This is a genomic window from Okeanomitos corallinicola TIOX110 (assembly GCF_038050375.1).
In the GTDB taxonomy this organism is placed as follows: domain Bacteria; phylum Cyanobacteriota; class Cyanobacteriia; order Cyanobacteriales; family Nostocaceae; genus Okeanomitos; species Okeanomitos corallinicola.
This window is the reverse complement of sequence record NZ_CP150886.1, coordinates 4,248,024-4,270,147: the sequence shown is the minus strand read 5'-3', so window position 1 is coordinate 4,270,147 and position 22,124 is coordinate 4,248,024. Positions and strand designations below refer to the sequence as shown.

Annotated in this window: 19 protein-coding genes and 1 tRNA gene; 12 read left to right on the top strand and 8 right to left on the bottom strand. The window is 37.3% G+C overall.

Annotated features, from left to right (window positions below):
• Positions 1-51: 51 nt before the first annotated feature.
• A complete protein-coding gene (locus tag WJM97_RS18680; RefSeq protein ID WP_353930280.1) occupies positions 52-351 on the bottom strand; it encodes a hypothetical protein in 300 nt (99 codons plus the stop codon).
• 120 nt (positions 352-471) lie between these two features.
• On the opposite strand from WJM97_RS18680, the gene thiO reads away from it, so the two are divergent.
• On the top strand, positions 472-2,448 hold the full coding sequence (gene thiO / locus WJM97_RS18675) for a glycine oxidase ThiO (protein ID WP_353930279.1): 1,977 nt from the start codon (positions 472-474) through the stop codon (positions 2,446-2,448).
• Between the two features lie 220 nt (positions 2,449-2,668).
• Here thiO and WJM97_RS18670 read toward each other — a convergent pair whose 3' ends face one another.
• The 3 genes from WJM97_RS18670 to WJM97_RS18660 form a co-directional block, all read right to left on the bottom strand.
• Positions 2,669-3,262: a Uma2 family endonuclease gene (locus tag WJM97_RS18670; RefSeq protein ID WP_353930278.1), complete on the bottom strand. Its 594-nt coding sequence runs from the start codon at positions 3,260-3,262 to the stop codon at positions 2,669-2,671.
• Between the two features lie 185 nt (positions 3,263-3,447).
• Positions 3,448-5,205 carry an arginine--tRNA ligase gene (gene argS / locus WJM97_RS18665; protein ID WP_353930277.1) on the bottom strand — a complete coding sequence of 586 codons (1,758 nt, stop codon included), beginning with the start codon at positions 5,203-5,205 and terminating at the stop codon, positions 3,448-3,450.
• Between the two features lie 110 nt (positions 5,206-5,315).
• Positions 5,316-7,631, bottom strand: coding sequence for an IMS domain-containing protein (locus WJM97_RS18660; protein WP_353930276.1), 2,316 nt, complete (start codon positions 7,629-7,631; stop codon positions 5,316-5,318).
• A 1,215-nt stretch (positions 7,632-8,846) separates the two neighbouring features.
• Here WJM97_RS18660 and pdhA point away from each other — a divergent pair.
• The 3 genes from pdhA (at position 8,847) to WJM97_RS18645 (ending at position 11,041) form a co-directional block, all read left to right on the top strand.
• Positions 8,847-9,884, top strand: a complete 1,038-nt coding sequence (gene pdhA, locus WJM97_RS18655) for a pyruvate dehydrogenase (acetyl-transferring) E1 component subunit alpha (protein WP_353930275.1) — start codon at positions 8,847-8,849, stop codon at positions 9,882-9,884.
• A 157-nt stretch (positions 9,885-10,041) separates the two neighbouring features.
• Positions 10,042-10,911: an aldose epimerase gene (locus WJM97_RS18650; RefSeq protein WP_353933209.1), complete on the top strand. Its 870-nt coding sequence runs from the start codon at positions 10,042-10,044 to the stop codon at positions 10,909-10,911.
• Between the two features lie 58 nt (positions 10,912-10,969).
• Positions 10,970-11,041 (top strand) — tRNA-Lys (locus tag WJM97_RS18645).
• A gap of 199 nt (positions 11,042-11,240) precedes the next feature.
• Here the strand turns inward: WJM97_RS18645 and WJM97_RS18640 are convergent.
• Complete coding sequence (locus WJM97_RS18640) at positions 11,241-11,981, bottom strand: TPM domain-containing protein (protein ID WP_353930274.1); 741 nt, start codon at positions 11,979-11,981, stop codon at positions 11,241-11,243.
• 110 nt (positions 11,982-12,091) lie between these two features.
• Between WJM97_RS18640 and surE the strand changes: the two genes are divergently transcribed.
• The gene (surE, locus tag WJM97_RS18635) at positions 12,092-12,772 is read left to right on the top strand and encodes a 5'/3'-nucleotidase SurE (RefSeq protein WP_353930273.1); all 681 of its coding nucleotides are present in this window, start codon (positions 12,092-12,094) and stop codon (positions 12,770-12,772) included.
• Positions 12,773-12,806: 34 nt separating this feature from the next.
• Here the strand turns inward: surE and WJM97_RS18630 are convergent, their stop codons facing one another.
• Positions 12,807-13,166: a hypothetical protein gene (locus WJM97_RS18630; protein WP_353930272.1), complete on the bottom strand. Its 360-nt coding sequence runs from the start codon at positions 13,164-13,166 to the stop codon at positions 12,807-12,809.
• 409 nt (positions 13,167-13,575) lie between these two features.
• Positions 13,576-14,247, bottom strand: coding sequence for a HupE/UreJ family protein (locus WJM97_RS18625; RefSeq protein ID WP_353930271.1), 672 nt, complete (start codon positions 14,245-14,247; stop codon positions 13,576-13,578).
• Positions 14,248-14,516: 269 nt separating this feature from the next.
• Between WJM97_RS18625 and WJM97_RS18620 the strand changes: the two genes are divergently transcribed.
• The 6 genes from WJM97_RS18620 (at position 14,517) to WJM97_RS18595 (ending at position 16,807) form a co-directional block, all read left to right on the top strand.
• The gene (locus WJM97_RS18620; RefSeq protein WP_353930270.1) at positions 14,517-14,861 is read left to right on the top strand and encodes a translation initiation factor; all 345 of its coding nucleotides are present in this window, start codon (positions 14,517-14,519) and stop codon (positions 14,859-14,861) included.
• Positions 14,862-14,982: 121 nt separating this feature from the next.
• Positions 14,983-15,141, top strand: a complete 159-nt coding sequence (locus WJM97_RS18615; RefSeq protein ID WP_353930269.1) for a YqaE/Pmp3 family membrane protein — start codon at positions 14,983-14,985, stop codon at positions 15,139-15,141.
• A gap of 105 nt (positions 15,142-15,246) precedes the next feature.
• A complete protein-coding gene (locus WJM97_RS18610; RefSeq protein WP_353930268.1) occupies positions 15,247-15,633 on the top strand; it encodes a hypothetical protein in 387 nt (128 codons plus the stop codon).
• Positions 15,634-15,670: 37 nt separating this feature from the next.
• Entirely contained in the window at positions 15,671-15,913 is a 243-nt protein-coding gene (locus WJM97_RS18605) for a hypothetical protein (protein WP_353930267.1), read from the top strand.
• 238 nt (positions 15,914-16,151) lie between these two features.
• Positions 16,152-16,370, top strand: a complete 219-nt coding sequence (locus WJM97_RS18600; RefSeq protein WP_353930266.1) for a hypothetical protein — start codon at positions 16,152-16,154, stop codon at positions 16,368-16,370.
• 17 nt (positions 16,371-16,387) lie between these two features.
• A complete protein-coding gene (locus tag WJM97_RS18595) occupies positions 16,388-16,807 on the top strand; it encodes a PIN domain-containing protein (protein ID WP_353930265.1) in 420 nt (139 codons plus the stop codon).
• 55 nt (positions 16,808-16,862) lie between these two features.
• Here the strand turns inward: WJM97_RS18595 and nifJ are convergent, their stop codons facing one another.
• Positions 16,863-20,426 carry a pyruvate:ferredoxin (flavodoxin) oxidoreductase gene (nifJ, locus tag WJM97_RS18590; RefSeq protein ID WP_353930264.1) on the bottom strand — a complete coding sequence of 1,188 codons (3,564 nt, stop codon included), beginning with the start codon at positions 20,424-20,426 and terminating at the stop codon, positions 16,863-16,865.
• Between the two features lie 937 nt (positions 20,427-21,363).
• On the opposite strand from nifJ, the gene WJM97_RS18585 reads away from it, so the two are divergent.
• Positions 21,364-22,104 (top strand): cytochrome c biogenesis protein CcdA, encoded by a 741-nt coding sequence (locus WJM97_RS18585; RefSeq protein ID WP_353930263.1) that lies wholly within the window; start codon positions 21,364-21,366, stop codon positions 22,102-22,104.
• Positions 22,105-22,124 lie beyond the last annotated feature (20 nt).

Genomic DNA, 22,124 nt, shown 5'->3' with positions numbered 1-22,124 from the left:
ACCAGTCACCAATGACCAATCAACCAATTAACTATCCTGATAGGTTATTAGTTATATAGTTCCAAAAAACATAGACAAATATCTCATGGCTTTCGTTTGCCGGGAATAACCCCGACTTTCTCGGACTACAACGCCACGCCACTTGCTACAAGTCGGGAAACCCGCCCAACGCAGTGGCTCCTCTATCCCTAGACTAAATGCTGTCGGGACTACTTTTCGTAAAATATTCAAACTACCATTGACATCAGCATGAATCAATAAACCATTACCTGTTTGATAAAACTTAGTTCTGATTCTGCGACCACTAAATTTAACTTCTTTCGAGTCAACTTTGCCATAAGTAGGAATCACATCTTGGTCTAAAAAAGAAGCTACAGAAGTGTAGGACTCCTCAGAAACCGCTGTATGACTATATTTGTCGATAAATTCGGCGAAGTTTTACAATACTCAAAGACTAATAACTATTAACTGATGACTAGCGACGTTTTAATTATTGGTGGTGGTATTACCGGGTTGGCTTGTGCTGTTGAATTGAAGTTACGGGGTGCAAATGTTACTGTGCTTTGCCGTGATTTTACAGCCGCAGCCAGCCACGCCGCCGCAGGAATGTTAGCACCTGATGCTGAGAATATCACTGATGCAGCAATGCTTTCTTTGTGTCAGCGATCGCTCACTTTATACCCAGAGTGGATTAGTAAATTAGAAGAAATTACAGGTTTAAATGCAGGTTATTGGCCTTCTGGCATTCTTGCCCCAGTATATCAGAAGGCAGGAGTTAATCTACCTATTTCCCAGTCTCCAAGCTTGTGGTTAGATCAAGCAACCATTAACCAATATCAGCCCGGTTTGAGTACAGATGTAGTTGGCGGCTGGTGGTATCCTGATAATGGTCAAGTTGATAATCGGTATTTAGTGAAGGTTTTACGCAATGCTGCTGAGTCTTTGGGTGTAATATTTAAGGATGGGGTAGCGGTTGAGGCGATCGCCCAACAACAAGGACAGGTGATCGGTGTGCAAACTAATACAGGTTTCCTCAAAGCAGATCATTATCTTTTAGCCGCTGGTGCTTGGTCAAATCAAATCTTACCTTTGCCAGTGCGTCCCTGCAAAGGACAAATGTTACGGTTGCGAGTACCGGAATTTTTAACAGAATTACCTTTAACAAGGGTTTTATTTGGTGAAAATATTTACATTGTTCCCCGGAGAGATCGTTCAATTATTTTAGGTGCAACCGTTGAAGATGTAGGTTTTACCCCCGATAATACACCAGCAGGAATACACTCTTTACTGGCAGCCGCAACCCGTCTTTATCCCCCATTAGCAGATTATCCTATCCAAGAAATGTGGTGGGGTTTTCGTCCTGCAACCCCCGATGAATTACCGATTTTAGGTGAAAGTCATTGTAGTAATTTAACTATAGCTACAGGTCATTATCGGAATGGAGTGTTACTTGCACCAGTCACAGCAAATTTAATTGCTGACATGATATTGTCACAAAAAACCGATCCTCTGTTAACCAATTTCCATTATTCCCGCTTTCAAAATATACCCTTTAAAACCCAGTCATCTACAACATCAATGCTTACCCATCCCGCTAATTTTACTAACGGACATAGTAAAACTTTATCCCTACAACCTACAGAATTTAATCTCCAAGATCCAGGTTTAGTCATTGCTGGTAAAACCTTTCAATCTCGCTTGATGACAGGAACAGGGAAATATCGCAGCATTGAAGAAATGCAAAAAAGCGTCGCCGCTAGTGGTTGTCAAATTGTTACCGTAGCTGTCAGAAGGGTACAAAACAATGCCCCAGGCCATGAAGGTTTAGCAGAAGCCTTAGATTGGGGTAAAATCTGGATGTTGCCTAATACTGCTGGTTGTCAAACTGCCGAAGAAGCTATCAGAGTGGCACGGTTAGGAAGGGAAATGGCCAAGTTATTGGGACAGGAAGATAACAACTTTGTCAAGTTAGAAGTTATACCAGATGCCAAGTATTTACTTCCAGATCCTATAGGAACTTTGCAAGCTGCGGAACAGTTGGTAAAAGAAGGCTTTGCCGTATTGCCTTATATTAACGCTGATCCAATGTTAGCAAAGCGGTTAGAAGAAGTAGGTTGTGCTACAGTGATGCCTTTAGCCGCACCTATTGGTTCAGGACAAGGGTTACAAACTACTGCCAATATTCAGATTATTATTGAAAATGCCCAAGTACCGGTAGTAGTTGATGCGGGTATTGGTGCGCCTTCAGAAGCTGCACAAGCAATGGAATTAGGCGCAGATGCGTTGTTAATTAATAGTGCGATCGCATTAGCTGAAAATGCCCCAGCAATGGCTTATGCAATGGGGTTAGCCGCAGTAGCTGGTCGAATGGCTTATTTAGCGGGGAGAATGCCGATGAAGAGTTACGCTAGTGCTAGTTCTCCTTTGACGGGTACTATTACTGGTTAACTTAACGGGTGACAAGGTGGCTAAACAGGTTGTTTCATAAGGGATAGAGCCTGAAAGCCGCGTTGAAAAAATAGGCGTTTTTGAGGATGAGCTTTATAGTGTATTACAGGTACTGAAGCGTTTAGGAATGGAAGCGATAGCGTTCAGCGCGATATAGGAATCGCCTATGTTTGATAATGTCTGTCGCTTTTTAGCTACGCATACCACAGACATGATTAAATTAAAACCCTTTTAGTAAACGTTGAATAGAAACTTTAATTTCTGGAAATGCTAACGGAGATATTTCACCTGAAGTCAAGGTTAATTCTTGGGAATAATCACCATTTATTGGCTCTCTAAACACTTTGATTTGTTGATTCTTTAAATCTACTACCCAATATTCAGGAATTGATGCAGCAGAGTATGTTTTGCGTTTTATATCTAAATCTTTACTCAGGGTAGTTTGAGAATATTCGATTAACCAAAATATATTTTCAGGATAAGGATGGTGACTGCGATAAATAGCACGCTGTGCTTCCACTATTGCTAAATCTGGTTCTGGTTCTGAATTACTTTCAGGAATAGTAATAGGTTTTGCATCTCTTACCAATGCTTTTGAACCGAGTAATTCCCGCAAATATTCAGCAGAGTCAGTATTAATTTGTGCGTGTTCTGCTCCTTCCGGTGCCATGTTGATAATTTCTCCATTTAGTAGTTCAACCTTACGACTAACTAAAAGGCCAATTTCAATCATGCGATGATAGTCGTCTAAACTCCATTTAGCAGTAGTAACTGTCATGGTGAGTTTTCCTTGCATCCAGGGTGTAATTTTCATTTTAAGCTGAAAATTCAATACAAAGATGAGATATTCTGACTACTGAATCTTGAATTCTCTTTCTTTGATGAGGAATTTACATCTAATCTTCTCAATCACACCCTCTGCTCGCCACTGTTTGTAATGCCAAAATACTAAGGAAAAATTTTTCTCTGCGTCTTGTTAAGATTAAAAGGTTGAAATGATTACATTCTTTCTAAGACTTTAATTCCTAGTAAATCTAATCCTAGTTTTAATGTTCTTGCTGTTAAATGACAAAGTATTAACCGTGATGTTTTGGTTGGTTCTTCTGATTTTAAAACCGGACAATTTTCATAGAATTTGTTGAATTTATCGCTGAGATTATATAGATAATCACACAAACGATGTGGTAATAATTCCTGTTCCACTTCACTGATGACTTCATCAAGTTGCAATAAATGTTTTGCTAAGGTAAATTCTGTTGGTTCTGTTAATAAGACTTTGGCATTTTCTCCTAAGTTATCAAAGTCTATATTTCCTTCTCTGCTAATACCTTGGGTTCTCACATAAGCATACAACATATAAGGTGCCGTATTTCCTTTCAATGCCAGCATTTGATCATAACTAAAAACATAGTCTTTTGTGCGGTTATGGCTTAAATCTGCATATTTAACCGCACTCAAACCAACTACCTCAGCTACGTTTTTGATAAATTCTTCTGTTTCTTCCCGTTCATCTTTTTCTAATCTGCTTTCTATATCCTTCCGTGCGCGAGAAATGGCTTCATCTAATAAATCTTTTAATCTAACTGTATCCCCAGAACGGGTTTTAAATTTCTTACCGTCTTCACCTAAAACTAAACCAAAGGTAACATGAATTAATTCTACCTCTTCAGGTATCCAATTAGCTTTTTCTGCGGCTTGAAAAAATTGATTAAAGTGGTTAGTTTGTCCTACATCAGTGACATATATAATCCGTTTTGCTTGATCTTCTTGAATGCGGTAACGAACAGATGCTAAATCTGTGGTTGCATAGTTATAACCACCATCTGTTTTTTGCACAATTAATGGTAAAGGATCACCTTCTCTGTTGGTAAAACCTTCCAAGAAAACACATTTTGCTCCTTGGTTTTCTTCTACTAATCCTGCTGTTTCTAAATCTTCTACTACTTTGGGTAAATAAGGGTTATAAAATGATTCTCCTCTTTCTTCTAATTTGATATCAAGTAAATCATAAATTACTTTAAATTCTTTTCTTGATTGTTCACATAATAATTTCCAAGCATGAAGTGTATCTTCTGCTCCTGCTTGTAATTTCACAACTTCTTGACGTGCGGTTTCTTGAAAGTTTTCGTCGTTATCAAATCGTTGTTTTGCTTGACGGTAAAAATTAACTAAATCACCAATATTTAAGGCGTTGGCTGTGGTAAGTGCTTCTGGGGAAACTTCCCGTAAATAAGCAATTAACATCCCAAATTGTGTACCCCAATCACCGACATGATTTAATCTTAATACTTCATGTCCGCGAAATTCTAAAATTCTGGCTATACAATCACCAATAATGGTAGAACGTAAATGTCCTACGTGCATTTCTTTGGCAATGTTAGGACTGGAAAAGTCAACTATTTCTTTTTGGGGGTTTTGGGTTTTGGGAACTCCTAAACGCTCATCTTTAATAATAGCGTTGAGTTGTGTTTCTAAATAGGATGTTTTAATTTTTAAGTTAATAAAACCAGGCCCAGCTATTTCTGGTAGTTCACAAATTTCCGATACATCTAATTTTTCTACTATAGCAGTAGCGATCGCCCTTGGTTGCATTCCCAATTGTTTACTCAGGGATAAAGCTACGTTAGCTTGAAAATCACCAAACTTAGGATTTTTTGCTGGTTCTAAAACCGGATCTACTCCCACATATTCATCACCAAAAGCACCCACTAAAGCCTGTTGTAATTTGAGTTTAAGTTGTTCTTGTGTAGCGTTCATATTCAAATATTACTGATGTCAAAAATTATCTGGGCTGCCTCAAGTTTGAATATTCCCAAATGCTTGATTATTTTAACCTGACAACCGTTAATTAGGAATTACGAATTATTTTAACTGTTTGCAGATTTTAGCACTGTCATTCCTTGGATTCGCCAAATCCCTTGTTGACGAATTAAATCATAACGAACTCGCAGTCGTTCCTGAGAAGTTTTTTTAATTTGACCACTTTCATAAAAATATGTGACTTCCCGAACTGTCGCTTCTACCACTGCATTATCAGCAACATTCGCTTTTTGGTTAACAAATTCTACCTTGACATCATGAGTATATTGACGATGACGATTATCTGCTATATCTTGCTTGACAATTAGCCGCCATTGTGGTGCTGCCGAACTTGTTAAAATTTCATCTAAACGGTCAATTTGATGATCTGGGCCCAAAGCTGCGGATTTAACGGATAACCAAGTATTAATCACGTCTTCTGCGATCGCTGTAGTCAGTTCACCCTTTCCTGGTTCTGGCTGGGTTTCAGGATTAGGAATACTAACTGGTGGTTGGTTCAACTCTATGGCTAGAGGTTCTCCCTGCAACGTAGGCCCTGGGAATAAAAAATTATTGAACCATCCCCAAGCGGTAGAAACCAATACCCAGAAAACTAATAAACCACCTAGAGATAAAAATACTAACCAAACTAAACGAGTTTTGGAATCTAATGTATTAGCCAAGTTGCGTCTGCGACGATGAGAGCTGGGGATATTTTGCCCAACACGCTCCCTCTTATTAAATAAATTTGGCTTGCGTCTTCTCCTGTTTTTAGTGGGAATGGGTTCATCTGCATAAGTGTCTACATTTCTTGAGTTGTAATAACCTGTATCTGCTTCTTCCTGTGTAGAAGACATTTCTGAAGTTTGATAACTGTTATATCTCCGAGAATGCCATTCTGAGGCAGAAGAATAGTTAGGTTCTGGGATTTGTCCACTAGCCGAGTTGTAAAACTCAGAATCATCCCTGTCCCTGTGATTATGATCAACTGCCCCATTACCAACATTGCTATGGTAACGAGAACCAGGAGCATTTATTTGTGGAGAGGAAAAAGGCTGATTGTTAATTCCTGCCCATTCACTAGCCGTCGGCGTATCATTCGATAAAGCTTCTAAATAAGCCTGTACCTGTCTATCTGCAAAATAATCTTTTAAAGAAGCTTGTTTTCTCCCCAAATCTCGAAAGTGAGGAAATACTTCTTGTTGTAACCACTGCTCACAATATAAACAAAGTCCTGGTAACAAATCTGGGGAATCTTGGGATTTTTCCCGAATCATTGCTAATGCTTCATATTCCTGACTCAGTTCTAAAACACGGGTTGCTTCTTCCGTTTGTCCTAGTAACAATGCACATAAAGACTGCTCTAAATGTACATCTTGACGTTTGCCCAAATGAATTAACATTTGTTTGGCTTGGCGAATTAACGCCGGTTGGCGTTGGACAAAGCCCCTAGCAATTAGGGCATAAACAGCTAAATAAGTTGCCACAGCAGATGGACGTTTACTTTCGGCTTCAAACAGTTTATGTTGTTCTGTAACTGTTAGATGATTGCGTAACTGTTGGATAAACCGTAAAAAATCATCTATATTTAAACCTGACTGATCATTACCAGTACCATCAATGCCACCGCGCTCTTCTAAAATATTGTGTAATAATTCCAAACCTTGACGGCGTTCGTTAGTCTTTTCTTGGGGAAGTGCCAATAACTCTAGAATTCTATATGGTCTCAGTTTACAAAGATCAGCTGCTATTTCTGCTTGTACACTAGGAAATAGACCTTCACGCATAAGTAATTCTTCCCCAGTTTCTAAGGATATGGCTGCATTTTCATAGTGACCTTGCTGCCATTGTTCTCTTCCTAGTTCTAAACAGGCTAAAGCCACTGTGAGAATAACATCTGGTAGTTCAGGTGTAGCAGAGTATTCCTCACTGGTAAAATGACTACCTACTCTGACACCTACTGCTTTGTTTCTATTCACTAGGTATGGACGACCTAGTTTCAGAACTTGCTCATATTCTCCCAACTCTTGCAGAAGTAATAAAGCACCAACTAACTCGTCTGAACCAATGTCTATGGTCAAACTTTGAATATTATGACGGCGATTGCTACCGTCGGCGTGGTTTTCTAATAGCGATTTCGCCCCAGACCGATCCGAGTTGTAGGTGTTTGCTAGGTACACCTGATCATAAATACTGCGTTCTTGGGGATTTGATAAAACCACGTAAGCTTCTTCTATGAGTTGTTTTCGAGAGGATATAGCTGTAATGGAATACTCCCGTCTCGGCAATTGAACAATGCGATCACTATATGCTTGTCGCAATTGTTCCTCACTGGCCGCTAACGGTAATCCTAAAATTCGGTAGTAATCAAGCGGAATTCGCACAGCCTACTTCCCCTGCACTGTGTTTAAGTAATATCTCTTAGAGATCAACAGAAATAATTAACCAAGAGCGTTCCAGGCTTGTAAAACCGTGCCATAATCATAGTCTTAATAATACTGTGTATCATATATAAAGACGAGTGTATATCGTAACAAATTTTTTTGTTTGTTTCTAGCACTTAATTGGTATCCCAATCATACAACTTTCAATGTCAATTTAATCCACAAAAGGTATAACACAAAAAATACTACTTTACGCAATAACCCATATAAAATAAGCTTCTTGCTATGATTCTATATGTATATTTGCTGTGATTACGAGTATAATTATGTCACGCCTCAGCAACTACAAACATTATTACCACCGATGAAACTGGTAAAAATGTTATACCCCCAGGATCTAAAAGATTAACTATTTCAGATTTATGTTTTGTTGAGGCTACTTTAACTACAATGGTGAGAACACACCATTAAACAAAATATCTCAATAACTAGTCAATGGATATTAGCACTAAATCTTACTACTATTTATTAAGTTTTGGTTAAAATTATTAATTTTTGTAGATTAAGTTAAGTAAGTCGGCAAGAAAAAACCAAGGTATTTAACAAAATGTAAAATTGCTAAAAACCTCTTCCCTCTTTCCTCTTCCCTCCTGCCTTGTCATAACGACAATTTTTAACGATCACCTACTTACATAACTACCGGAAATTCAATAGTGTCAGGAAAAATCACCAATACCAATGTGCTGGTAATTTGTGTAGTAAGCTGTTGTGTATTCATTTAATCTCTATTTTAGGATTATAAACTTTAGCTGCGTAATAGCTTAAACTTACCGGAAGTAATGGAAATTGTTAATAAATATGCAGAAAAATCACTATTTTGATTGTTAAATTAAGTAAATAGCAGTAAAGTTTTTTTGACACATAGAGGACTAAGTAAAGCAAAAAACTCAGATAATTAGGGTTTAAAGTTTTAGATTTATTCTGCAAACCCTGATGAAAGACTTACTCTTGAACATTACCTGAGTAAGCTTTTCCCCAACCATAAATTAAGATTTGATAGCCACAAGGCTGAATATCAACAACGTTGTCCGATTTCCAGCTAACATTATTAAGACCTGTAAACAGAGTCCGCACCGTCGGACTGAGTAGAAACAGGAAGCCAACTTAAATTTAACACCTTAACATTAACCTGTACGACAGGGACACTTCACAATAATGGTTCAAGAACGCACGTTACCCACATTTGATACTGCCACCGTCCAGATTACTAAAGAAGAAGGGCTGGGATTATATGAAGATATGGTTTTAGGGCGCTTTTTTGAAGATAAATGCGCCGAAATGTACTACCGAGGCAAAATGTTTGGTTTTGTCCATTTGTACAATGGTCAAGAAGCGGTTTCCAGTGGTATTATTCGGGGCGCAATGCGACCTGGTGAAGATTTCGTTTCCAGTACCTACCGTGATCACGTTCATGCTTTGAGTGCGGGAGTACCAGCACGGGAAGTAATGGCGGAACTATTTGGGAAAGCCACAGGTTGCAGTAAAGGTCGCGGTGGTTCAATGCATATGTTTTCTGCTGAACACCGTTTATTGGGTGGCTATGCTTTCGTAGCTGAAGGTATTCCTGTCGCATCTGGGGCAGCTTTTCAAACTAAATACCGTCGGGAAGTCTTGGGAGATAAGAATGCCGATCAAGTAACGGCTTGTTTCTTTGGAGATGGTGCTGCTAACAACGGTCAATTTTTTGAGACATTAAATATGGCAGCACTATGGAAACTGCCAATTATTTTTGTGGTAGAAAACAACAAGTGGGCAATTGGGATGGCTCACGATCGCGCTACATCAGATCCAGCAATTTACAAAAAAGCCAGCGTCTTTAATATGGTTGGTGTAGAAGTAGACGGCATGGATATTTTAGCAGTACGTCAAGTCGCCCAAGAAGCTGTAGCCCGCGCCCGTGCAGGAGAAGGGCCGACTTTAATTGAAGCCCTTACCTATCGCTTCCGTGGTCACTCTTTGGCAGATCCTGACGAACTCCGTAGCAAGGAAGAAAAAGAATTTTGGTTCTCTCGTGATCCAATTAAAAAGTTAGGTACTTATTTGGTAGAAAACAGCCTAGCAACACCAGAAGAACTCAAAGAGATTGAAAAGAAAATTCAGGATGTAATTAATGATGCGGTGAAATTCGCAGAAAGTAGTCCTGAACCTGATTCTAGCGAGTTGTACCGCTTTATATTTGCTGAAGATGAATAACAGGTGACAGGTGATAGGTGACAGGTGACAGTAAGAAGGAAATAGGGAATAGGTAAATTTCTTCTAGAAATCCTGACTCTAATTACCAATCACCAATCACCAATCACCAATCACTAATTACTAATTACTAATCACTAATCACTAATCACTAATTATGATATTTACTATCACAGAAGAACAACGACAATACAAAACCTACGTTCTTTCTGATACTGCTGCTGGTTCTCAACTAGAGGTAGTACCAGAAAAAGGCGGTATTATCACCCGTTGGCGTGTTAAAGGTGAAGAAATTCTCTATTTAGATGTGGAAAGGTTTACTAACCCAGAGTTGAGTGTTCGTGGTGGTGTACCAATTTTGTTTCCTATCTGCGGGAATTTACCAGATAATACTTACACTTATAACGGCAAACAATACACTCTTAAACAACATGGTTTTGGTCGAGATTTACCTTGGCAAGTTGCAGAAAAAGTAACAGAAGGTAAAGCAAGTTTAAGTGTTGTACTTAAAAGTAATGAACTGACAAGGGCTGTTTATCCTTTTGATTTTCAGCTAACTTTTACTTATACGCTGCAAGGTAATTATTTAGTAATTGACCAAGTTTATCAAAATCTTTCTGCTGTGCCTATGCCTTTTTCGGCTGGGTTTCATCCCTATTTTCAATGTGCTGATAAGTCTCAGTTAGAGTTTGATATTCCTTCTGGACAGTATCTAGACCAGAAAACGAAGGAAATGCACCCGTTTAACGGTAATTTCGATTTTGAGCGGGATGAGATGGATTTTGCGTTTGGTCATTTGCGGAGTCAGTCCGCTGCTGTGACGGATCATAGCCGCAAGTTAAAATTGACCCTTGATTATGATGATGTTTATGCTATGCTGGTGTTCTGGACGTTAAAGGGTAAAGATTTTTATTGTCTTGAACCTTGGACGGCTGGTCGCAACTCCCTCAATACTGGCGAAAATCTGACTTTGTTAGAGCCAGGAGCAAGCAAAACTACCTCGGTGAAATTAACTGCGGATTTTTTCTAAATAACAGTTGACAAGCTAGAAAGATTTTGCTATATTAAGAAAGTTGCGAAACGCAAAAGGGTCGCTAACTCAACGGTAGAGTACTCGGCTTTTAACCGATTTGTTCCGAGTTCGAATCTCGGGCGACCCATAAAAAGCTAGGAATAAGTGAGGTGACCAGGACTAATTCAGTTCTGGTTTTTAAATTTATTTATTTTGTGTATGATCATTTTTTGTTTACTTAACAGCAAACTCTAAATGATGAAAAGCGTAGAAATTAATGCTTCGCTGGATACTGTACAGCAAAAAAGAAAAGGGTAAGGTTTTTACCCATTTCCTATTTTAATTATCTAGCTTTCATTGGATGGCTGATTGATTTGATAGATGTAATAGGTTGCCATGGGAATAACAGTGGCAGCAATTAATAAACCTACTACCCAAGCTGTGGAATTATCCTTGTTTTTGCTGGTATCTTCAGCGGTGCTAAATGTACCTTCCACCTGTACAGTTGGCTTTTCTTCTGGTGGACCGGGATCAGGTTGACCGGAAAGAACTGCTACTAGGCGATCGCGGACATCCAAAAATCCCTGATTATATTTATTACCATTGCGTAATGCCGCACCTAGTGTTCCTTCTGTAACACTCTCAGCAATTTCATCTGTTAACAAAGATTTGACTTGATCACCACTCGTAATTGTTGCACCATTGGTAACAGTGTCAATTACTAACAGAACTTGGTTTGCTTGTGCTTCTGGGGTGGGAAACCATTTTTCAAATAGTCCTTTTGCAAAGCTTTCTGGTGTTTCCCCATAGTCCAAACGACGAATGGTGACTATTCTGACTTCATTACCTGTTTTTTCAGCTAAGTCTTGGAAAGAACCGCTAATTTGACCTTCATTAAAACGACTGAGAATATCACCTTCATCTAAAACCCAAGTGTCTGCTGTCAGGTTAGGTATTTGATAAACTCCTGTAGCAAAAGCTGGTGTCGCAAAAATGGAAATAGCCATCATCATTGTCACCATTGCAGGTACAATAAGACGGCTTAGGTATTTGAAACTACTAAATAATTGCTTGAGTAGCTGTTTCATGAAATGAATCCTAAAATACTCTTGCAATCAAAATACTACATAAGCTAGATCAAAAGCATCTGATCTGGGGATAATTGTTAGTAATTTCAGGGAAAATTTACTGAATAACAATGACGATAATTTTAACTAATGATGATGGTATAGACGCACCTGGTATTCAGGCTTTACTGAAAGCTGTGAATGACAAAGATGTAATTATCGCTGCACCAGCAGAACATCAGTCTGGTTGTGGACATCAAGTTACTACAACTGAATCTATTAAATTACAACGTCGTTCTGATTTTGAGTATGCTATTTTTGGGACTCCCGCTGATTGTGTGAGAATTGCGACTACACACATTTGTCAAGATACCAGGTTTGTGTTATCGGGTATTAATGCTGGTGGTAATTTGGGAGTTGATGCGTATATTTCTGGGACTGTTGCAGCTGTAAGAGAAGCAGCGATGCAGGGTATTCCAGGAATTGCTATTTCTCAATATCGCAAAGGTAAACTCAATTATGATTGGGATTTAGCGGCTAAATGGACATCGGCAATATTAGTAGAATTACTGAAACGTCCTTTAGAAACTGGTAGCTTTTGGAATGTGAATTTACCCCATCTACAACCAGGAGAGGCTGAACCTGAAGTGGTTTTTTGTCAACCTTGTACCAAACCGTTACCTGTAAATTATCGGATAGAAGGTGATAATTTTTATTATGTCGGTGAATATGGTAAACGAGGACGCACTCCTGGTAGTGATGTAGATATATGTTTTGCTGGCAATATTGCAATTACGCAGTTAAAGGTTTAAAAATGCTAATTTTAAGTTTTAAATTGTGAATTGTTTATGTTTGTTCATCTACACTTTGCAGCAACAACACGATTTTATCTACAGTTTTGGTCAACTGATTAATTTCTTTTAATGAGTCTTTTTGAGTATCTGCTAAACTTTGCACAGCATCACACAAAGCGAAAATTTGATACCCTTGTTGCTGTACTTGTTGTCCCTGAGATTCTACTTGTTCGCTGAGAGCATCTACTCTTTGAGCTAGACGTTCAATAGTATCAGTAGTCGAGAGTACAGCTTCACCGATTTGCTCAACAATAGATTCTAATCGGTTGATTCTAGTTTCTATTCCTGCTGCAATCATTTCTTGAGCGCCCCAATTTTGAGAAATCATCATAGTAATATTGCTAGTATTCATCCAATAATTTCCTAATCAGCACTAAACTGTGCTAAGTAAGATTTAATAATCAAAAAAATGCTATTTGTAGCAATTTTATTTGATTTGTAAATCCAAAATAGTTAAGAATTCTTCTAGTCTAGTGTTTATGATTACATGATAGTAATCTTAACTGTATGGGTGAGGATTCAGGGTTCAGGATGTGAGAGTTAAAATATTTGATACATTAGTATGCTATCAAATAATAATCTTGAAGTTAACGTCTAACTGCTGATACCTGAATACTTACCTTGATGCTAATAATTTTTAGGGTGTTGAGTAAAATTTTTCTAAGTAAATATTTGCTGCTCACGGTTGTATTTTTTGCAGTCAATGTTTAACTTAAAGATATTTCTGATTGTTCAACTACCCTAAAAATATTCTCTTGCTCCTAGATTACTGCATTACCAAGAAATACGATACCTATTGCACAAAAAGTTAACCCAACCCAGCGAATAGTTCTAGGTAATATTTGGTTAATGGTGTTTTTGCAGATTATTGTACTGATTTGTCTTACAGACATGATAATTACAGCTTGAGTGAGGGTGACACCGATGAGATATGTAATTGTGGTCACCATATCTGCACTGAGGATGGCTTGACTATCAGCATAACCTTGGGATAAACCAGCTAAAATAGCCAGGATAGTACAAGCTAACCAACCTATTTGGGTAGGTAATACAAGAATGACACCAAAGATAATAGTACAGATAGCAATAGTTACTTCTGCACCTGATAGATTTAGTGAAGATAAATGTATTATTTGCCCAATAAATGTAGCTAATACAAATGCTACACTGATCCAAACACCACGTAAATATCTAGCAGAGAGCAAACCTACAGCAATAATAGCTGCTAATCTGTCTAAACTAATAACTGGTTCTGCAATACCCCAAATAAACCCTTCCCAAGAATTGGAAATCGTATGTTCAATGGGTGATCCACCTGAGGATGTCAATAAACTGATCATGACTAAAGCTGCGATCGCTACCATGAGACGATAGTGCTTAGAGGTGGATAATTTCCCGCTAGGATCGGACGCTGAGGATGTAATTTTGAACATAGGAATTATAGATCAAATTATTCTTTTCGGTAATTTATATTACTCTAATCCTTAAAAAAATTAATGTGAGTACATCATATTTATCAGTATGGTGCTTTTAGCTAAATAGACTAACAAGTTATGTACTGGAGAGAATCTATCGGTAGAAGTAAGTAATTGGTTAAAATGAAGGAATAAAATCAATTTGAGTCCTCGACCTCAGTAAAACCTGTATTTTTTGCTACTTCTGTAAACGTTGATTTTCCGTGAGTTAGTCGGAATAAAATTATATGTCCTCCTCTAAATCGAAATCTGACAAACGCGTTGTTTACCAAGAATTTGGTAATGATAACTCAGCAGCGGTTGAGCGTCCAGTACAAGAACTACCTGCAAACCAACAGAATGTGAGAGTACAAGCTACCCGTGCAGGAAAGAAGGGAAAGACTGTCACGGTCATTACTGGTTTTCAATCTAAACCGGAAACTTTAACAGCTTTGCTAAAACAGTTAAAAACCCAATGTGGGACAGGGGGAACTTTAAAAGATAACGTAATTGAAATCCAGGGAGATCATAAACAGAAGATTTTAGAGATTTTAATCAAGCTTGGTTATAAAGCGAAAATCAGCGGTGGTTGATGTAGGGGTTTAGCAATGCTAAACTCTTACTTTCAGTTCGGTTTACCGTATCATTTCGGGAATTAAATTAACTGCTAATGATGTTAATTGTAGAGATGTGGAGAATTGACAGGAGGCTAAAATGGATATTGTCAGAATTTTATGCGCGATTTTTCTGCCACCTCTAGGAGTATTTTTGCAAGTAGGGTTTGGTTGGGATTTTTGGATTAATATTGTCTTGACTTTGTTTGGTTATATTCCTGGGATTATTCATGCAGTTTGGGTAATTGCGAAGAAGTAATTATTTAAGAGAGGTAGTTTGAGTTTTTCTATCTCTCTTTTTATTTCACTAATTTTTATTGACTGGAATTAAGTAGACATTTTCATTTGCAAACGAGGTATTTTTATGAACTACAAAGCGATCACAATAGCAGCAATTTTGGGAATTTCTACGCCTGCAATTGTTAATGTTGCTATGACTCAACCTGTACTAGCAGCAACATATAATTTTCCTACAGGAATGTTTGCGGATAAAGATTGGCGAGTAAGTTTATCATTTAGTAATAATGTCTATTACTATTATGGAGAAAATCGCAATACTAATTCCAATATTAGTCTTTCTGGTGCGGTAGCTTCAGGAAGTAATGACCGTCAAGTTTACACTTGGAATAATAATGGGATGAAATATCGAGTCAGTTGGCGGCCAAGTGATCCTAGTTTTATTCGTGTTCAGGTAATAAATCCTAGTGGTAAGGAGATTTTAAATCGGTTGTTAATGGCTACGGGAGATTAAATAAATAGATTTTTTGGTAATAGGTAATGGGTAATTGGTGGCAACTGATTACCTGTTTTTGATAGATACTAGCATTTGGGATGATGCAAAAGAAGGGATATTATTAACCACAAATAGAGCAATTTGGAAAAGTGCATGGTCAAGCCCTAATTATATCAACTACCATGATATAAATGATGAAACAAAAGAGATTCCGGGATTATCTCAGGTGCGTGACAGTGTTAAGCTATATCTCTTATTACAAGAAATAGGAGAAAAATATACTGAATTTACAATCTAGATTTTGTTAATTTACAAATAACTAATGTGGGCATTTGCCCACTTTTTAATAGCTGTTGATTAGTTTTTGCCAATAATTCAACTTGCTAAGTAAACTTCCAAACTTGCATCATTTGTGTTTCTGTGAGAAAATTCATCAAATAATTGAAAGAATTTATGAAAAGATTCTTTTTCATCATTAGAGGTTGATTTAAAGAATATGCTATAATCTACCTATATAAAATCAACATCACAAAACTATGAAGAAAATAGAAATTGAACTTGATCAAGTAACTTACGACAAAATAGAAAAATTGACACAAACTCATCATTGCCAAGTTTCAGATTTAATCAAAGCTATGATTGAACAACTAACTAAACCAGAAATTATCAATAATTCATTTATTGGTGAATGGTCAAATGATGCTGAGTTAGTAGATCAAATGATTGAAGATATTTTACAACACAGAAGTTCATAAAAAGCAAGAATTGAGTAGTGAGAAAATCTCTAATTGATACAGATATCACATCAGAAATTCGTAAAGGTAGAAATCCTCAAATAAATGCCAATGCTCTTGCTTATAAAGCTATATGGAAAAATTACACAATTTCTGTAATTACCGTTTCTGAAATTATTAAAAGTTGGAGAAAACTAAATCGTAATGATCGCATTCAAGAATTTTTAGCGGATTTATCTGAAATGGAAATTCTACCTTTAGATCAAAAAAGTTCAGAACTTTCAGGATTGATTTCTGCTGATTTAGAAAGCAGTGGACAACCAATAGGATTAGCAGATGTATTAATAGCTTCTATCGCTATCCAAAACAATTTAATTTTAGTTACAGGTAACACTAAGCATTATCAAAAAATCCAAGCATTAGGTTATCCTTTAGTAATAGATAATTGGCGTAAATAAACATTTGTTATTAATGATAAAAGGTAACAGGTAAAAACCCATTACCCATTACCAATTACCTCTTAGCTAAATATTGATACATATCCCATCTTGCATCAACTTCAGCTTGAGCTTGTAACAATAATTGTTTAGCAATTTCCGGTTTACTCTTAATCAACATCTTAAACCGATTCTCCTGATACATGGATTTTTCCACTGACTCAGAAGGTGCTTTCATATCCAATTGCAGAGGATTTTTACCCTGTTCTTGTAATGCCGGATTATAACGATATAACAACCATCTACCGGAGTCAACTAAGGCTTTTTGTTGTTGTAAACCTTTGGTCATATCAATACCATGAGCAATACAATGACTGTAGGCAATAATTAAGGATGGCCCATCATAAGCTTCCGCTTCTAAAAAGGCTTTTAATGTGTGTTCATCCTTCGCACCTAAAGCAATACTAGCCACATAAACATTACCGTAAGTCATGGCCATTAAACCTAAATCTTTCTTCGCTGCGGGTTTACCACTTGCGGCAAATTTAGCGACTGCTGCGGTAGGTGTGGCTTTAGAAGATTGACCACCTGTGTTAGAATAAACTTCTGTATCCATAACCAGGATATTGACATTTTTACCACTGGCTAAAACGTGATCAATACCGTGGAAATCAATGTCATAAGCCCAACCGTCACCACCTACTATCCACACACTTTTCTTGACTAAATAATCAGCTAAAGATTTAAGATTTTGGATTTTGGATTTTTGTAGAGACGTTCCATGGAACGTCTCTACATTGTGCAATATCTCATCAAGTTTTTGTTGGAGAAGTACGACATTTTCCCGTTGTTCCCAAATATCTGCTTCGTCTTTTTGGGTATTTGTGAGGATATTATCTACTAAATTATCCCCAACTTCACTACTTAATTGTTGTAGTAATTCCGCTGCAAATTCCGCTTGTTTGTCAATAGATAAACGATATCCAAAACCAAATTCCGCGTTATCTTCAAATAAACTATTAGACCATGTTGGGCCTCTTCCCTCTGCGTTTTGTGTCCAAGGTGTGGTGGGGAGGTTTCCACCGTAAATGGAAGAACAACCGGTGGCGTTAGCGATGAGTGTGCGATCGCCAAATAATTGTGTTAATAATTTAAGATATGGGGTTTCTCCACATCCCGCACAAGCACCGGAAAATTCAAACAATGGTTCTTGCAGTTGTTGTTGACGAATTTGGTTTAATTTCAACTTCCTGCGGTCAGGATTTGGTAAACTCAAAAAGAAATCCCAGTTTTCCCGTTCCTGTTCTCTAATGGGTAACTGCGGACTCATGTTGATGGCTTTTTTGGTTGGTTCTGCTTTATCTTTTGCAGGACAAATATTCACGCAAATAGTACAACCTGTACAGTCTTCTGGTGCAACTTGAATCGTAAATTTCTGACCAGCAAAACTTTTATCCTTTGCATCTGTTGACTTAAAAGTTGCCGGTGCATTTGCTAATTTATCCGCTTCATAAGCTTTTGCACGAATAGCAGCATGGGGACAAACCATCACACATTTACCGCACTGAACGCAGATATCTTCTTCCCAAACTGGTATTTCTTCGGCAACGTTGCGTTTTTCCCATTTTGCGGTTGCAGTGGGGAAAGTTCCATCTGCGGGTAAAGCGCTTACGGGTAAGTCGTCACCTTCCCAAACCATAATTTTACCCAAAACTTTATCTACAAATTCAGGGATGTTGGGTTGTAGAGATTTAGTTTTTTCTGGGATAGATTTTACTTTTCCTACTTTGACGGGGTACAGATTTTCTAAGGTGTTGTCCACAGCTTTTAAATTCATGTTGACAACATCTGCACCTTTTTTACCATAGGTTTTTTCAATCGCTTGTTTAATTTTAGCGATCGCCTCTGTTTCTGGCAATACTCCCGCTAATTTGAAGAAACACACCTGCATAATAGTGTTAATTCTTCTTCCCATTCCGCTATTTTTAGCCACCTGACCAGCATTAATAGCATAAACTTTCAGATTCTTATCAATAATTTGCTGTTGTACTTTTAGCGGTAAATTTTTCCAAACTTCATCTACGGAATAGGGACTATTTAATAAAAAAGTTCCTCCTGATACAGCATTTTTTAAGATATCAATGTTTTCAATGAAACCCCAATGATGACAACCGATAAAATTAGCCTGGGTGATCAAATAAGTTGAACGAATTTTCTCAGCCCCAAAACGCAAATGAGAGACCGTCATTGAACCAGATTTTTTAGAATCATACACAAAATAACCTTGAGCGTTATTTTCTGTCCCTTCTCCAATAATTTTAATTGAGTTCTTATTTGCACCGACTGTACCATCAGAACCCAAACCATAAAACATTGCTCTGACAACACTATCTGGTTCTGTCGAAAAACTAGGATCAAAATTCAAAGAAGTGAAAGTTACATCATCATTAATCCCAATCGTAAAATGATTTTTGGGTTTAGGTTTAGCAAGATTTTCAAAAACACCTTTTACCATTGCTGGGGTAAATTCTTTAGAAGATAACCCATATCTTCCCCCGACAATTGTCGGGAAAGTAATTTTTTTCCATCCTTCATGGATAGCTGTGACTACATCTAAATATAAAGGTTCTCCGGCACTTCCTGGTTCTTTAGTTCTATCCAAAACCGCAATTGCCTTAACACTATTAGGTAGAGATTCGATAAATCTTCCTACATCAAAAGGTTGAAAAAGCCTAACCTTTAAAACCCCAACTTTTTCCCCTTGTTGAGTTAAATAATCTACGGTTTCATGAACTGTTTCACAACCAGAACCCATAAGAATAATTACCCGTTCTGCTTTGGGATCTCCATGATATTCATATAATTTGTAATATCGTCCTGTTTTCTCCCCAAACTTATCCATAATCCGTTGCACAATTTCTGGACAAGCATTGTAATAAGGGTTTGCACTTTCGCGGGATTGAAAGTAAACATCGGGGTTTTGTGCTGTTCCTCTTAATACTGGTTTATCAGGAGTTAGACAGCGCTGACGGTGAGCGGATACTAATTCTAAAGGTACTAATTCCTGGATAATTTCATCAGGTATAACTTCAATTTTCTGCACTTCATGGGAAGTTCTAAACCCATCAAAAAAGTGCATAAATGGCACTCTTGCTTCTAAAGTTGCAGCATGAGAAATGAGGGCAAAATCATGACTTTCCTGTACAGAAGCAGAACATAAAAATGCAAAACCTGTACTTCTAGCAGCCATTACATCACTATGATCACCAAAAATAGATAAAGCGTGAGTAGCTAAAGAACGTGCGGAAACATGAACTACTGTACTGGTTAATTCTCCCGCAATTTTGAATAAATTGGGAATCATTAATAACAAACCTTGGGAAGCGGTGAAAGTTGTACTTAAAGCACCTGTTTGTAATGCACCATGTACCGCAGCAGCAGCACCACCTTCACTTTGCATTTGGGTAACATGAGGAATTGTACCCCAGATGTTGGGTTTATTTTCCGCCATCCAAGCATCAGCCCATTCTCCCATATTTGATGATGGTGTGATGGGATAAATTGCAATTACTTCGTTGACTTTGTATGCTACTCTTGCTACCGCTTCGTTACCATCAATTGCAGCAAATGATTTAGCCATGATGTTTCTTCCTGTGTCTGTTGTGGTTATTTCAAATTTATGCAGAGAAACCAATAATATAAGACTTGAAAGTTGCTAAACGCAGGAAGTAATTTTGTGATTTTTTCTACTTTTTTATTTTGGTAATGTTTCACGCAAAGACGCTAAGGTGCAAAGGAAGAAAGGAAGAGTTTGGTAAAATATTTAAAATTAAAAATTTATGTACTTGGGATTTACAGATTACGAATTACGAATTATTTTATCAGCTAGTTAAGATTATATCTATTTCTATATTAATGATGTACTCAGAAATGAAAAGCTTTAATTTGTTAAAGTTTGCTGATTTTTTAGGGGTAGAGGTGCAGGATTTTTTTTAGATGATAGTTTACATTATTATGTTTGTTGGCAGTATAATTAGATTTGACTAAAGAAATGATGATGACTATTACTGATGAAGACGTTTAAATAAAAAATCTTATGCTATAATAAGAGACTATCTATTCTAAAAACAAAAGAGGTGAAAAATATATTTAACCTTAGTCTCCCATGACTCCGACTTATCAAGAATCACAGCTTTAAAATTAGAAGATTGGTTATAGAAATTATTAATTACCTTGAGATTATCCAAGTTGCAGGTTTGATGTCAAGCAAAACCTAAAACCTATAAAACCCCCTTGGATTATACATAAAAATATTATAAACACAGAACAACAAAATAATCAATCCCCAAACCCCAGAAATTCGTAAATTATTGACACCATTCTCAATAGTATTCTCAATAACTGCCTAACTATTGCGAAAAATGGATAGAATGAACTTTTTTCCCAAAAATCATATTAGTAAAAATTATCATTGAAAATAAATCTGGTTGTTTGCAACATTTCCAACCGGAGAGGAACAGAAAACTAAATTCAGATAAAATAAAAGCAGAGTCGGATTTAAAAATTTAAACATCCCCATGCTGGAGAATCTACAAACCCAAATTTATCAACTTGAACAATTGGCAAACACCCTAGTTGCTAACCAACTCACACACCTCAGCATCGTCAGTATTGCTATTATCTTCGCCGCTGGTTTACTCACCAGTATGACACCATGTATGCTATCTATGCTGCCAATTACTATTGGTTATATCGGCGGTTATGAAGCGAAAAGTCGTTTACAAGCTGCTGCACAATCAACCTGGTTTGCTTTAGGATTAGCTACTACATTGGCAGGTTTAGGAATAATAGCAGGTTTGGTAGGAAAAGTATATGGTCAAGTAGGAATTGGTCTACCAATTATTGTGAGTATTCTTGCCATTATTATGGGGTTGAATTTATTAGAAGCACTCCCTCTACAATTTCCCTCTTTAGGTGAAACAAAATGGATTTCTAATGATTTACCTGGCGGTGTTCGTTCCTATTCTATCGGTTTAACTTTTGGTTTGGTTGCTTCTCCCTGTAGCACCCCAGTTTTAGCTAGTTTATTAGGTTGGGTTGCTAATACTCAAGATTTGCTTTTAGGTGCGGTTTTACTACTTGCTTATACCGCTGGTTATGTCACACCACTAATTTTAGCAGGTACGTTTACAGCTTCCATTAAAAAAATATTAGAATTACGGCGGTGGTCTGGTTGGATAAATCCTGTTAGCGGTGCTTTATTAGTTGGTTTTGGTGTGTTTTCTTTACTTTCTCGTCTTCCTATTTCTGGTTCATAAAAGGAAATTTCAATCTTATT

Coding starts and splice junctions, on each gene's coding strand:
- WJM97_RS18620 (WP_353930270.1), top strand. CDS start 14,517: ATGTCCTCCTCTAAATCGAAATCTGACAAACGCGTTGTTTACCAAGAA.
- WJM97_RS18610 (WP_353930268.1), top strand. CDS start 15,247: ATGAACTACAAAGCGATCACAATAGCAGCAATTTTGGGAATTTCTACG.
- thiO (WP_353930279.1), top strand. CDS start 472: ATGACTAGCGACGTTTTAATTATTGGTGGTGGTATTACCGGGTTGGCT.
- WJM97_RS18615 (WP_353930269.1), top strand. CDS start 14,983: ATGGATATTGTCAGAATTTTATGCGCGATTTTTCTGCCACCTCTAGGA.
- WJM97_RS18585 (WP_353930263.1), top strand. CDS start 21,364: ATGCTGGAGAATCTACAAACCCAAATTTATCAACTTGAACAATTGGCA.
- surE (WP_353930273.1), top strand. CDS start 12,092: ATGACGATAATTTTAACTAATGATGATGGTATAGACGCACCTGGTATT.
- WJM97_RS18670 (WP_353930278.1), bottom strand. CDS start 3,262: ATGAAAATTACACCCTGGATGCAAGGAAAACTCACCATGACAGTTACT.
- WJM97_RS18640 (WP_353930274.1), bottom strand. CDS start 11,981: ATGAAACAGCTACTCAAGCAATTATTTAGTAGTTTCAAATACCTAAGC.
- WJM97_RS18600 (WP_353930266.1), top strand. CDS start 16,152: ATGAAGAAAATAGAAATTGAACTTGATCAAGTAACTTACGACAAAATA.
- pdhA (WP_353930275.1), top strand. CDS start 8,847: ATGGTTCAAGAACGCACGTTACCCACATTTGATACTGCCACCGTCCAG.
- nifJ (WP_353930264.1), bottom strand. CDS start 20,426: ATGGCTAAATCATTTGCTGCAATTGATGGTAACGAAGCGGTAGCAAGA.
- WJM97_RS18625 (WP_353930271.1), bottom strand. CDS start 14,247: ATGTTCAAAATTACATCCTCAGCGTCCGATCCTAGCGGGAAATTATCC.
- WJM97_RS18630 (WP_353930272.1), bottom strand. CDS start 13,166: ATGAATACTAGCAATATTACTATGATGATTTCTCAAAATTGGGGCGCT.
- argS (WP_353930277.1), bottom strand. CDS start 5,205: ATGAACGCTACACAAGAACAACTTAAACTCAAATTACAACAGGCTTTA.